The organism is Niastella koreensis GR20-10 (assembly GCF_000246855.1).
GTDB lineage: Bacteria > Bacteroidota > Bacteroidia > Chitinophagales > Chitinophagaceae > Niastella > Niastella koreensis.
In genome coordinates this window covers 1,093,600-1,107,271 of sequence record NC_016609.1, presented here as the reverse complement: position 1 = coordinate 1,107,271, position 13,672 = coordinate 1,093,600, and the positions used below count along the sequence as shown (strand labels likewise).

The window sequence follows — 13,672 nt, the reverse complement described above, 5'->3', positions numbered from 1 at the left end:
GTTATAACAATGCTCTTATCGATGCCCTTCCTATATGCACTATCCGCGAAGCGCCTGGTTTACGCCCTTCATACTGCATACTGAACTCCAGGTTATTCATCAGTCTTTTGGTGAGGTCCAGCGTCCATAAATAGTTCTTACCTGGCTGCAAGCCTTCCAGGATAATATAGCCGGAAGAAGAGTTTGGATTAGGCACGCCGTCGAACGAAGTAAAAGATATTTCTGAATAAGTGAATTTAGCCATTATAGAAGTGCTTTGCAGGATATTGTACTTTACATCGGTATTCAGCGAGTTTGATTTGGATTTCTCCAGGCTGCCCTGCTCATTGTTTTTATCGCTGAACTTATAACTTATGCCCACCCTGAAATTACCTCCCTTTTGAAAGGTGAGCTTTGGTTCTACTGAATATTGTTTAACCAGGTAATTGCGGTTATCAAACTTGGGACTGCTGGTAATAAGCTGATTGATCCCTGTACGGCCGGTGGTTTCCAGGGCAAACTGCCTGGTTATGTTCCAGCGGGTGCGCCCCGTCCACTCATCCAGCTTATGGCTTTCATAACCATAGGTAAGTAACGATTTGGATTCCGTACGCGAATTGGTAACATCGAAACCCCATTTAGGGTTAAAGCGGTTAAACGAGAAGGTATTTACAAAACTCTTGTTCAGGGTAATGAGCGAAGTATCGTTCAACGGCGCCTTAAATGGATTGAACTGCACCAGCTGATCTGCCACTTCTTTTTTATTGATCTGCAAAGATGATTGCAGGTTTATTTTTGAAATAAACTTACGCAGGAGGTTTGCCGTAGCCAGGTTTATGGCAGCGCGTGGGTTCAGGTTAACGCTGTAGTTGAATGTATTGTAGCTGGCCTTCACATACACGTTGGTGGGCGTAAAAATGCGGATGAACTTGGCCTGGTCCTGGAACAGGGCCACTTCAAACTCATTTAACTGCTGAACGCCATCGTTGTTATAATCTATCCAGGTGTACTGACCCTGACCGGCCGGTACTTCCAGGTACGAATAATCTCTTTTCTGCTCCTGTCCCGCTCCCACCTCATACAACAGGTTACCGGTCAACAATCCGTTCACTACATTGATCTGGTATTCGGCCCGCCCTAACAGGCTTTCTTCCGGCAACTGTCTGTTCAGGATAGTATCCAGGACCTGCAGTTTGCGGTAAGTGCTGGTAAACCGGAACTGGTGCCGCGGATCTTTCGTTAGATCGGCATTCAGGGTTACGTTCTGGCTGCGGTCGGCTTTTGTTAAAAAGTAAGTCTGCGGATAAGAGTTGGTACGGGTAAACCAGTTTACGCCCCAATGATTGGGTTTGCCCGGGTCCGATTTAAGGTAAGCCGATGCATTGGTAAATGAAAAACTTTGGGGCGCCAGGGTATCGGTAAGCTTATCACGGATCTTATTGTGCTCTACCGCATACGCACCGCCTATAATGTAATTTCTCAGTTTCGGAAACTGCCGGGAGATATTTATGGTTGGCCGCCAGAAATAACCTTTGCTATCGGTAGCATCTATGTTGGACAACGTGAACTGGTTGTTGAATACCCAGCCCTTGATAACCTGCGTTTGGGTAATGCTGTGGCGCAACCCGGTAAACGAAGTGCCGCGGTTGTATTCAGTGAACTGGTACTTCAGCGAATTGCCTTTTTTATCTGCAGCTCCCACCCCGGCGGTTATGATGTTTTCATTTACCGGGTTGTTGGCTAAAAGCGGCAGGCCCCAATCGCGGGTAAACTCAATATTCCGCAACCGTTCCAGGGGTTTGAACCGGGAATCAACATATTCATACCCCAGGTCGGTAGTCAGTTTCATCCCCCGCCTGGAGTTGTTGAAAGGAATGGTGTTTTTGAAATCTACTTTGGCGGCATACCCCCGGTCATTGGCTTTATCAATGTTTGAAAACGTGTTCACATCATACAGGCTGGTAGCCACTTCGGTATTCAGCACCATATTCTTTGTAATGTTATACTCAACGCCCAGGTTGGCCACCTGTTGTTTTTTAGGCGTTACCAGGAACACAGCCGGTTCAAAATTCCCCTGCTTTATCCCGTTCTGCGGCTGCACCCAGCGGTACACCTTTCCGTTGGCCCCATTAAGGTCGGGAATGTAATTCCCGTTATTTACACCTACTTCAATAAACGACAGGGTGTAGAAAGCGTTGTTGGGGTTGGTTGAATATACATAGATAGAATCATGCGTGCCGTTATACACGGTATCTATCTTTTGATACTGGATAGTGCCTGCTGCAAAGGTATCTTTTGGTGCATAAGGATAGTACGCCCGGGTTATGCTGTCACCCAGTGTTCTTAAAAATGCTTTTTGATCGGCATCCAGGTTTTGATTGATGGGCGAGCTTTTGGCATCGGAATTACTGAAATACCCCAGCCTCACTTTTAGTTTCTTATCAATATCGGTTTCGTTGGTGAGGTAAATATTCGAGTTCAGGTAATTGCGGTCGGCATATTCAAACTCCACCACAATGCGTTTGTCTTTCGTGACCATTTGTTTGGGGGTGAACGAGATCTCTGCCGTATTGTAGTTGATCACATAATCCCTGTCTTCGCCACGCTGCATCAATACGCCATCGATGTATACCCTTTCGGTATTGGCCAGCACCACAAAATAAAACTCGTTATTGGCGCCCTGTAAGCGGTAAGGCCCCTGGTTGCCTTCCTGCACGGTCAGGATGTTGCGGTTGAATTTACCCTTGGCTATTGATCCGCTCACCATAGTCTTGTTCCTGATCTTATCGGTAATGTCGGTGGTGGTTTCAAAAGCCACCCCCTGCAGGCGTTTATAAAAAGTGAGGAAATAGCTTTGCTGTTGCCTGATGTCGATATCGCCCAGGCTCAGCGACCAGTTCTTCTTTTTGAATTGTAGAAAAATGCGGTCAAATTCATTTAACTGGGCCGTGGTGCCATCGGGCTGTATGGGAATATTGTTATCGGTAATGGCGGCCACAATTTCAATACTATCGGCCAGGTAGCCACTCAGCTGCAGGTTCAGGTTGCTGGTAAATACGGCATCCTGGCTGTTGCCAAAGGAAATGCCCCGGCCAAAGCTACCGCTGTAATTAATGTTTCCGAAGTTGAAAAAGTTATCGCCCAGGCCCCCCACGCCCACATAGTCGGGAGTAAATGGCTGACCCATAAAATTATTCATGATGCTGTCGTACTGCATCCGGCTCACTGCGGCGTTGAGGCGGGTCCTGAAAACGCGGTACCTGATAAGTACGCTATCCATGGGGGGTAACTGCTTCCAGGTAAGCCGGGCATTTACAAAATCAATGTCGTACAGGCTATCGGGAATGCCGGCCACAGAAACGGTGCCGGGAACAAGGCTCATGCTGTCGAGCAGGATGGTGTGCTGTTTGGCAGAAACCACCTTTTTACGAAGGTTCGACCCTGGGGTACCGGAACGCGGATTCTGGGCAACAGCCAGCAGCCAGCCAACAGAAAAACAAATACACAGTATCAGGTTCTTCCCGATCAACAACCTAGTTAGATTTTTTATGGTCGCCTTTTCAAAAGAGGGTATTTACAGTTCCTATTGAAAAAACGGTGGTTTGGTAACCATAGCGCTTAAAGTTAGCATTTATTGCATGAACTGTTATTTTATCGATCTGTAATGGAATTGAACCGATCATTTTACGGGCGCATGACTCAAAATATAGTTGGAGCGTGACTTTTGCAGGGTGAGGCCATTCACCTTTTCGCACTGTAACTGAAGGCGGGTGGCTATGGCGCGGATGGTTGGTTCGGAAACCAACAGCAGTTTATTCTCCTTGGAAATTTTCCGGTAGTCTGAAAACAACAGGTAGGAAATAAAACCCACAAAGGCCCCTATCCTGCCCTTCTTAATACAATGCATCAGCAGCGAATACGCATCCTTCATGGAAGAAGTGTTATCATCCAGCACATCGGCTATGATAAGTTTACCGGTTGGTTTTAAATAGCTGCGAAGCATGTCAATTACCTCATCGAGGTCGTTCGCACTTTTAAAATATTGAATGATGCTTAAAAGCAGGATGTAATCGAATTGTTTCCTGTTCAGGGCTTCGGCCAGGATCTTTTTATTGGCGGCAACATCGGTAGTAATTAGCAGGAACCGGGCAGTAGGATGTTTTTTACGGCATGCCGAGATAAAGAAATCATTAATATCTGCTCCGGTCAATTGAACGTTTTTTCCAGCCAGGGAATCGGCCACAAAACCCGGACCGCATCCATAATCAAACAGCTCGTCGGTTGGCTGTAGCGGGTATAATTTATCAAACTTTGATACAAAGTAACCCGTAGCCATTTTCATGACCGCATAAAACGACTGCCGTTGGTCTTTCCAGAAATTTCCCCAGCCAGTTGTGCTCATATGTATTCGTTAGTAAAGGTGTCTGATTTCTTTAGGTGCGAACGTTCTAAAGATAAGGGTTTAGGGCTGGGAGGAAAAATAAAACCCCTTCCGGTAAACCGGAAGGGGCTGAAAAATATCACTATTATATAGCTTAGGCCAATTGCAATTTATTAGCCTGTTTTCTTTCCAGGTATTCATCAAAGCTCATCAGTTTGTCGATGGCTCCGTTGGGCGTTAACTCAATAATGCGGTTGGCAACGGTTTGCATAAAGGTATGGTCATGCGACGACAGCAGAACGATACCGGTAAAGTTGGTCATGCTTTCGTTGAACGACTGGATCGATTCCAGGTCAAGGTGGTTGGTAGGCTCATCAAGGATCACCACGTTGGGGTCCTGCAACATCATCCGGCTAACCATACATCGTACTTTTTCACCTCCACTCAGTACACCTGTTTTCTTCATGATCTCATCGCCGGTGAACAGCATTTTACCAAGGAAGCCACGCAGGAACGGCTCATCCACATCGGTTACATGCGGTGGCACATACTGACGCAGCCAGTCCATCAGGTTCAGATTACCCTGTTCAGCAAAATATTTAGAGTTATCGTTGGGCAAGTAAGCTTTTGTTACGGTTCCACCCCACTCATATTTACCGCTGTCGGCAGCCACTTCGCCATTGATGATCTCAAAGAAGGCCGTGATAGCCATATGGTCATCGGCAACAATAGCCACTTTATCGCCCTTGTTCAGGGTAAAGCTGATGTCTTTGAAAAGCGGTTTGCCTTCAATGGATTTCGACAGCTTTTCTATATTCAATATCTGGTTACCAACTTCACGTTGTTGTTTGAAGATGATACCAGGGTATTTCCTGTTTGAAGGAGTGATGTCTTCGATAACCAGTTTCTCCAGGGCCTTTTTACGGGAGGTAGCCTGTTTCGATTTGGAGGCGTTGGCGCTAAAGCGGGCGATGAACTCCATAAGGTCTTTCCGCTTTTCTTCCATCTTCTTGTTCTTATCGCCTACCTGACGGGCAGCCAGCTGGCTACTTTCGTACCAGAAGGTATAGTTACCGGTATATATTTTGATCTTCTGGCGGTCAACATCGGCCACGTGGGTACACACAGAGTCCAGGAAGTGACGGTCGTGGGATACCACAATTACGATGTTCTGATAATCGGCCAGGAAGTTCTCGAGCCAGGAGATGGTCATCACGTCGAGGTTGTTCGTCGGCTCATCCAGGATCAGGATGTCGGGGTTACCAAACAATGCCTGTACCAGCAATACCCGCACCTTCATGGCGCCGCTGATGTCTTTCATCAGCAACTGGTGCATTTCGTCTTTCACCCCCAGTTCGCTCAACATACTGGCGGCGTCGCTTTCGGCGGTATAGCCACCCATTTCGCCAAACTCAGCTTCCAGCTCACCGGCTTTTATGCCGTCTTCTTCGGTAAAATCGGCCTTTGCATAAATGGCATCCCGCTCATGCATTACGTCCCACAACTTCTTATGCCCCATCATTACCGTGTTCAAAACAGTAACATCATCAAATTCAAAGTGGTTCTGTTTCAACACAGCCATCCGTTCGCCGGGTGTTATATCAACGGTCCCTTTGTTAGGTTCAATTTCACCCGATAAAATTTTAAGGAAAGTAGACTTTCCGGCGCCATTGGCCCCAATTACACCGTAGCAATTGCCCTTACTAAAAGAAAGATTTACCTCATCGAATAATACCCGTTTTCCAAACGATAGGGTCACATTATTCACTGTAATCATACTTGCGCAAAAATTTTGAAGCGGCAAAGGTACGATAAACAATGGGGAAAACGGAATTATGAATTTGGGAGAAACTTTAGTTACAGGTTTCAGGCCCCCTCCCGGCCTCCCCCGGTAGGGGGAGGAGTTAAGCGACCTCACAATTAATTTCTATATTCTTATTTTCGAGGTTTCCCTTTGCCGCGAAGTAGCTTTCTGCCGTTTGCCAGGTGCTTTTCATCTCTGCCCTCTGCCTTCTGCCTGCCTTTAGGGCTTAATGTCATCAATAATCTCCTTATTATCAACCACTAACACCGTGCTATCGGCCTTTTCGCCCGACTTCAGGTATTCTTCTTTACTGGCCCATTGCTTTACTACCAGGTTATGGCCCGCTATCCGGTCGCCGGTTTGTTCATAAACCAACTGTTTGCTCAGGTTTTCAGGTACCCAAACAAAGTAGCTGTTGGGCATCCCAAATTCGTCCATGGAGTAGTTTACGTGAAATTTATTGGCCAGTTCGTCCTCAGGCGGACGGATCCAATGCACGGTTTGAATATTCCTGTTGTAGTGCTCTTTGAAGTAATTTTTAAGCGCGGCTGTTTCTGCCACCAATGGCTTTACAAAGCCCTGGTTAAGGTTAAAGCGGGCACAGGAAACGAAAAACAAGAAAATGGCCACGGCGCCTATCTGCAACACCCGCTGATTCTTAATGTAATACAGCGCCATTTCAAAACAAACGATGAACACGCACATGTTCAGGGCCATCAGGGTTCTGTTGGAGGCAAATCTTTCCCTTATCAGCAAACCCGGTAAATACGATACCACCCAAAAGATGCCTATCACCGCCAGGAATTTAACAGCCTGCAACCATTTCGCTTTCCCAAACCGTATAAAGGTGAGGACCGCCAGGGTTAACAGCGCCAGGGCATAGTACACAAACGAGATCTGACTTCTTTCCTCGGTTAACAGCGTAAAGCGAAAACTTCTTTCCAGTGGGCGGGCCAAAAAGAACGCTATTTTCTCTATCGGGTTTATATACAGGCCATTGCGGGGATCTTCCGGAATATTCACTAAAAGGTGAAAGCTTATTTTATAGGCAACAAAGTATGCGGCATATACAAAAAAGTGAACCGCCATCCCCCCTATCAGCACCCTGTCTTTTTTGAAGTTCATGGGGTTTACAAAATGCAGTAAAAACGGAATCAGAAAACAGGCCCATGAGCCCTGGTACAAAAACATGGCAGGAACGCCTAACAGCAAGGCCAGCACGGCTGCCCATACCACTTTTCCCAATTTAAACTCGTCACTCCGAAGGCTGTTTATAACAAGAGCGCCTGCCAGCAAAGAGGCGGTGTCTGAAATAAAGAACTGCAAACAGGTGGCCCATTGAACGGCTACCAAAAAAGAGGGATTGGTAATCAGGTATAAACAGGTAAAAAAAGGCAGGTATTTATATTGGGGAACATTGGCTACTTCCTTTTTAATAATGGCATACCACAGCGGCAAACACAGCATCCAGCCAAACAGGGAGAACAGCCGCATGTATTTAACCCCGTCTATGGTATCTATCATATTGAACAGCCAGCGCTGCAGGATCTCTGTTAGATAGCGCCCTTCATCGATGAACATGTAAAAACCGGGAACGGCCCGGTAGCCCCATAATTGAAAGGCCTCATCCATGAAGATAAAACTGCTGTAAAAAAGGGGCAGGAAAATGAACAGTAAAAGAAGCCAGAGAATCCCTACCAGGTACAAATCTTTACGTTGCATATGTGACAAGCAAGGTTAAATGCACCATTTAACCAGGCCTATTTGGTTTTATAAATTGGTTGCTAAAATAAAACCTGAAAACGGCCATAACCCCCATAAAAAAGGGTAAATACTTTGCTTATCAGGGTAAATCCTAATCCGTTTCTAATATGATCTCAATACCAGGAAAAAAAACAGGGCTGACCGGCCAAAGCAGTAGTCCCACCTCAACCTGTCAGCCCTGGATGAATCCTTTTTTCAGAACTATTTCTCTTCGGTCAGCCCGGCGATCATATATTCTTTATTCAGGCGGGAGATGTTTGTTACAGAGATCTCTTTCGGACAAACTGCTTCACAGGCCTCGGTAAAGGTGCAGGAACCAAATCCTTCCTTATCCATTTGATGAACCATGTTCAGCACGCGTGATTTGCGCTCGGGTTCACCCTGTGGCAGCAATGCCAGGTGCGATACCTTGGCCGAAAGGAACAACATGGCTGAGCTGTTTTTACAGGCCGCTACGCAGGCGCCGCAACCAATACAGGCGGCAGCAGCGAAGGCAGCATCAGCTTTATCTTTCTCAATCAGCATGGCGTTGGCGTCAACGGCATTTCCGGTATTTACGGAAATATAGCCACCAGCCTGAACAATGCGGTCGAAAGCGCTGCGGTCAACCACCAGGTCTTTTATAACCGGGAAGCTGTTGGCGCGCCAGGGCTCTACTACGATGGTTTGGCCATCCTTATAGGCACGCATGTGCAACTGGCAGGTGGTGTTGGCATGCCAGGGCCCGTGAGGGCGGCCGTTGATATACATAGAGCATGCACCGCAAATGCCTTCGCGGCAATCGTGGTCAAATGCAATTGGGTCTTTTCCTTCTTTTATCAGTCGCTCATTCAGCACATCTATCATTTCCAAAAAAGACATTTCAGAGGAAATATCACTTACCTGGTAAGTCTCAAATCTACCTTGCTCCTGGCTATTCTTTTGTCTCCACACTTTCAGCGTAAGGTTCATTGTATAGTGCTCCATTATATAAACGTGTTAATTAGGGAATTAAAAATTTATTTGTAACTGCGCTGAGTTGGTTTTGCTACTTCAAAGATCAGCTCATCTTTGTGTAATTGCCAGTCGCTTTCGCCTTTGAACTCCCAGGCAGATACGTACTGGTATTTGCTGTCGTCGCGTAAAGCTTCGCCTTCGTCTGTTTGCGATTCTTCACGGAAGTGTCCGCCACAGCTTTCAGCACGGTTGAGCGCGTCTTTGCACATCAACTCACCCAGCTCTATAAAGTCTGCTACGCGGTTGGCTTTATCCAGCTCGGGGTTCATTTCATTGACACCACCGGGGATGCGCACATCGCTCCAGAATTCTTTTTTCAGCTGTTGAATTTCTTTGATCGCTTCCTGCAACCCTTGCGCGTTACGGGCCATACCACATTTATCCCACATGATCTTACCAAGGCGTTTGTGTAAGCTTTCTACGGATTGTGAGCCTTTGATGCTCATCAGTTTTTCTATACGGTCGCGTACATCCTTTTCTGTTTGTACGAATGCCGGATGATCTAATGAAATAGGCTTGGTAGCAATTTCATCGGCCAGGTAGTTACCAATGGTGTAAGGAATTACAAAGTAACCATCGGCCAAACCCTGCATCAGAGCAGACGCGCCTAAACGGTTAGCACCGTGGTCGCTGAAGTTGGCCTCACCCAGGCAATATAAACCGGGGATAGTAGTCATCAGTTCATAGTCAACCCACAACCCACCCATGGTGTAGTGCACCGCAGGGTAAATGCGCATGGGCACTTCGTATGGGTTTTCACCGGTAATCTTTTCATACATATCGAACAGGTTACCGTATTTCTCTTTTACCACTTCAAGACCGTGCTTGCGGATCAGTTCTTTTGAAGGATTGGTTTCTCCCAGCTTACCACACTCTATACGGCCATAACGTTCGATGGCGTTGGCGTAATCGAGGTAAACGGCCTGTTTGGAGGAACCTACGCCATAACCGGCATCGCAACGCTCTTTGGCAGCGCGGCTGGCCACGTCGCGTGGTACCAGGTTACCAAAGGCGGGATATCTTCTTTCGAGGTAATAATCTCTTTCTTCTTCGGGAATGTCGCTTGCTTTACGGGTATCGTTCTGTTTTTTCGGCACCCAGATGCGGCCGTCGTTACGCAGTGATTCCGACATCAGCGTCAGTTTCGACTGGTGATCGCCGGTAACAGGAATACAGGTTGGGTGAATCTGCGTATAGCAGGGATTACCAAAATAAGCGCCTTTGCGATGTGCTTTCCAGGCAGCGGTTACGTTGCTGCCCATAGCGTTCGTACTTAAGTAGAACACGTTGCCATAACCACCGGAACATAACAATACGGCATGTCCAAAGTGGCGTTCCAGCTCACCGGTAATGAGGTTACGCACCACAATACCACGGCATTTAGGTTCACCCACTTCCTTACCTTCTTTGTCTTTGTCCTTTATCATCACAATATCCAGCATCTCGTGGCGGGTATACATGGTAACGTTACCCAGGGCTACCTGGCGTTCGAGGGCCTGGTAAGCGCCAATCAGCAATTGCTGACCGGTTTGACCTGCAGCGTAGAAGGTACGTTGTACCTGCGTACCACCAAATGAACGGTTACTAAGCAGGCCACCATATTCGCGGGCTAAGGGAACACCCTGCGCCACGCACTGGTCAATAATGTTAGCGCTCACTTCAGCCAGGCGGTGTACGTTGGCTTCACGCGCGCGGTAGTCACCTCCTTTAATAGTATCGTAGAACAAACGGAAAACAGAGTCACCGTCGTTTTGATAGTTCTTTGCAGCATTGATACCACCCTGTGCGGCAATAGAGTGCGCACGGCGGGGTGAATCCTGAAAACAAAATGCTTTTACTTTATATCCCAGTTCGCCCAATGATGCGGCAGCAGAAGCACCGGCCAGCCCGGTTCCCACGATGATCACTTCCAGCTTGCGTTTGTTAGCGGGGTTTACCAGTTTGCAATGTCCCTTATAATCTGTCCACTTCTGATCCAACTGCCCGGCGGGAATTTTTGAATTAAGCATATCCTAAAATTTCTTGTTTTTAAATTTCGTAAACAGTCAAATGGTTGTAAGGAAGAACTTCTTAACTATTATTCTTAATTATTGTTCACCCAACCAAAATAGATACTGATGGGCATCAATGCAAACAGTAAAGAAATGAAGATTGAAAAAACAACGCCTGCGCCTTTAGCCATGGCCACATATTTCTTGTTGTGCACGCCAATAGTTCTGAACGAACTCTGGAAACCATGCAGCAAGTGCCAGGCCAGAGAAAAACAGGCGGCGATATATAATACCACTTCCCAGCCATTTGAGAACACCAGTAACATGCGGGTGTATAAGTCGTGCATGGGAGCACCGTTGTTATACGTTACTTCACCCAGTGTTGTTTCATAAGTAATGCGGGAAGGAACCCAGAAGTTGTTAAGATGGATGATGAGGAAAAGCAGAATGAGCGTACCCAGTAAGCCCATTGACTTTCTGTACCAGGCGCTGCCTTTGCTGCCCATAGCTACCTGGTAACCTTTTTTGCGGCGGGCCCTGTTCTGTACTTCGAGCATATAACCCTGTACAATGTGAGCGAGGATGCCAATGAAGAGACCGATTTCCATAATGCGGATCACATAAGACGCTCCCATAAAATGGGCCGCTTTGTTAAACATTTCACCGTTGTCATTTGGATCAACCAGATCAGCCCAGATACAGGCATTGATCCCTGCGTGTACGATCAAAAACGAGATCAGGAACAACCCGGTAAAGGCCATAACAAACTTTTTACCTACCGAAGACGTGAAGAACTCAGACCATTTCATGCGAAAATGAATTAATTGATAGTATAGGTCCACACCGAATGCCTGCCAGCAAACCAGTGATCGCGTCCGGCAAAATTATCATCGCCCTCTATCTATAATGAAATTTGCCAGGGACGTTTCATCTGAAAAAAGGTTAAGGGCACAGGTATTTATTATACTTGCTGTTTAGGGGGTATAAAGCACACCTGCATTAGATCGAGATAGGTTAAAGAACAAAGAACTTTTAAAATCCATCGCTGAAGGCAGCCAACTAAATTTGCCGCAAATTTAACGCAGCAAGCTTAAAAATCAACACCCTGTTAAAATTTTCCTGAAAACCATCCTGATTTGTCCCGTTAAATCAACCCTAAAGAATGATTTTCATAAAGTAAAATACTTAGGCCGTTTTAGCGTTACGGAGGTATAAAAGATTGAGATTCGGACTCATTTTGTTAAAATCCCTATCTTTAGCCCCTTTTAAATCTACTTAATGAAACAGGAAGAGGATTTTGAAGCCAACTTAGCAGGCGAAGACGGTGCCGGTGAAGAGACCAAAAGAAGCTGGTTCAAACGCATTAAGAAAGGTATCACAACCAGTACCGCTGAAAAGAAGGAAACACCGGAAGGTTTATGGAGCAAATGCCCCGAGTGCGGCTACATCTGCACCATGACCGAACTGCGGGAAAACCTATTTGTTTGTCCTAAGTGTACGCACCACCACCGCATCGGCAGCGCCGAATACTTTGAAATTTTATTTGACGATAATAAATACGAGGTGCTCTTTGAGAACATCCGTTCCAAAGACTTCCTTCACTTCACCGATCTGAAGTCGTACGGAAAGCGCCTTGACGAGATCTGGGCCAAAACCGATATTACCGACTCCATCCGGATTGGAAAAGGGAACCTGAAAGGAATTCCTTTTATGGTAGGCTGTATGGATTTTGAATTCATCGGCGGCTCCCTGGGTAGTGTAATGGGTGAACGCATAGCCCGCGCTATCGACGTGTGCCTGGAAGAAAAAATACCCATGATGATCATTTGTAAATCAGGCGGCGCCCGCATGATGGAAAGCGCCTTCTCGCTGATGCAGCTGGCGAAGGTGTCGGGTAAATTATCGCAGTTAACAGATGCAAAAATTCCATATATCTCCTTACAAACCGACCCATCGTTTGGTGGTATTTCGGCTTCGTTCGGGATGCTCGGCGATCTGAATATTGCCGAACCAGGCGCCCTGATCGGTTTTGCCGGTCCGCGCGTTATTAAGGAAACAATTAAAAAGGACCTGCCCGAAGGCTTCCAGCGAAGCGAATTCTTACTGGAACACGGGTTCCTCGATTTCATTGTTCCCCGGAAGGAATTGAAGGAAAAGTTAGCTACGGTATTATCCTTATTTAAGAATTAATACAGTTATATTTAAGTGCGAAGTATGAAGTAAGAGGCCTGAAAGGCGCTTTTTGCTTCATACTTCCTATTTTTGTTTATTATGGCAGATATCAGGAACCGCTCGGCTTACCACGATTATTTCATCGAAGATAAATACGATGCGGGTATGGTATTGGTGGGATCGGAAGTGAAATCGCTGCGCGCCGGACGCGCCAGCTTCAACGACAGCTACTGTTTTTTTCACAGGGGCGAATTGTGGGTCAAAAGCTTTCACATTGCCCAGTACTCTCACAGCTCACTCTACATCCATGACCCGGTTCGGGAACGCAAATTGCTGTTAAACAGAAAGGAGTTGCGGAAACTGGAGGCCAAGATGAAAGAAAGAGGTTACTCCATCATTCCATTACGGATTTTCTTTAACGAGCGGGGATTTGTGAAAATGGAAATTGGCCTGGCTAAGGGTAAAAAGAATTACGATAAGCGGGAGACTATCAAGCAGCGGGATAATGATCGGGAGCTTAAACGGTATATTAAGTAAGTTGACTTGTTGACAGGTTAACAAGGGCTTGAAGTGAGGCATAGAGGA

The 13,672-nt window shown here is 46.5% G+C and carries 9 protein-coding genes; 2 read left to right on the top strand and 7 right to left on the bottom strand.

The window, feature by feature from the left end:
- Position 1: 1 nt before the first annotated feature.
- From NIAKO_RS04390 to NIAKO_RS04360, 7 genes are all read right to left on the bottom strand, one after another.
- A complete protein-coding gene (locus NIAKO_RS04390) occupies positions 2 to 3,508 on the bottom strand; it encodes a hypothetical protein (protein WP_242675541.1) in 3,507 nt (1,168 codons plus the stop codon).
- 150 nt (positions 3,509 to 3,658) lie between these two features.
- Positions 3,659 to 4,381, bottom strand: a complete 723-nt coding sequence (locus tag NIAKO_RS04385) for a class I SAM-dependent methyltransferase (protein ID WP_014217190.1) — start codon at positions 4,379 to 4,381, stop codon at positions 3,659 to 3,661.
- A 133-nt stretch (positions 4,382 to 4,514) separates the two neighbouring features.
- Entirely contained in the window at positions 4,515 to 6,137 is a 1,623-nt protein-coding gene (locus NIAKO_RS04380) for an ABC-F family ATP-binding cassette domain-containing protein (protein ID WP_014217189.1), read from the bottom strand.
- Positions 6,138 to 6,383: 246 nt separating this feature from the next.
- Positions 6,384 to 7,886 (bottom strand): hypothetical protein, encoded by a 1,503-nt coding sequence (locus tag NIAKO_RS04375; protein ID WP_014217188.1) that lies wholly within the window; start codon positions 7,884 to 7,886, stop codon positions 6,384 to 6,386.
- Positions 7,887 to 8,129: 243 nt separating this feature from the next.
- On the bottom strand, positions 8,130 to 8,894 hold the full coding sequence (locus tag NIAKO_RS04370; protein WP_014217187.1) for a succinate dehydrogenase/fumarate reductase iron-sulfur subunit: 765 nt from the start codon (positions 8,892 to 8,894) through the stop codon (positions 8,130 to 8,132).
- Between the two features lie 32 nt (positions 8,895 to 8,926).
- Entirely contained in the window at positions 8,927 to 10,933 is a 2,007-nt protein-coding gene (locus NIAKO_RS04365) for a fumarate reductase/succinate dehydrogenase flavoprotein subunit (protein ID WP_014217186.1), read from the bottom strand.
- Between the two features lie 74 nt (positions 10,934 to 11,007).
- A complete protein-coding gene (locus tag NIAKO_RS04360; RefSeq protein ID WP_014217185.1) occupies positions 11,008 to 11,724 on the bottom strand; it encodes a succinate dehydrogenase cytochrome b subunit in 717 nt (238 codons plus the stop codon).
- Between the two features lie 469 nt (positions 11,725 to 12,193).
- Between NIAKO_RS04360 and accD the strand changes: the two genes are divergently transcribed.
- Entirely contained in the window at positions 12,194 to 13,105 is a 912-nt protein-coding gene (accD, locus tag NIAKO_RS04355; RefSeq protein ID WP_014217184.1) for an acetyl-CoA carboxylase, carboxyltransferase subunit beta, read from the top strand.
- Between the two features lie 81 nt (positions 13,106 to 13,186).
- Positions 13,187 to 13,624, top strand: coding sequence for an SsrA-binding protein SmpB (gene smpB, locus NIAKO_RS04350; protein ID WP_014217183.1), 438 nt, complete (start codon positions 13,187 to 13,189; stop codon positions 13,622 to 13,624).
- Positions 13,625 to 13,672 lie beyond the last annotated feature (48 nt).

Coding starts and splice junctions, on each gene's coding strand:
- NIAKO_RS04385 (WP_014217190.1), bottom strand. CDS start 4,381: ATGAGCACAACTGGCTGGGGAAATTTCTGGAAAGACCAACGGCAGTCG.
- NIAKO_RS04380 (WP_014217189.1), bottom strand. CDS start 6,137: ATGATTACAGTGAATAATGTGACCCTATCGTTTGGAAAACGGGTATTA.
- NIAKO_RS04375 (WP_014217188.1), bottom strand. CDS start 7,886: ATGCAACGTAAAGATTTGTACCTGGTAGGGATTCTCTGGCTTCTTTTA.
- NIAKO_RS04370 (WP_014217187.1), bottom strand. CDS start 8,894: ATGGAGCACTATACAATGAACCTTACGCTGAAAGTGTGGAGACAAAAG.
- NIAKO_RS04365 (WP_014217186.1), bottom strand. CDS start 10,933: ATGCTTAATTCAAAAATTCCCGCCGGGCAGTTGGATCAGAAGTGGACA.
- NIAKO_RS04360 (WP_014217185.1), bottom strand. CDS start 11,724: ATGAAATGGTCTGAGTTCTTCACGTCTTCGGTAGGTAAAAAGTTTGTT.
- accD (WP_014217184.1), top strand. CDS start 12,194: ATGAAACAGGAAGAGGATTTTGAAGCCAACTTAGCAGGCGAAGACGGT.
- smpB (WP_014217183.1), top strand. CDS start 13,187: ATGGCAGATATCAGGAACCGCTCGGCTTACCACGATTATTTCATCGAA.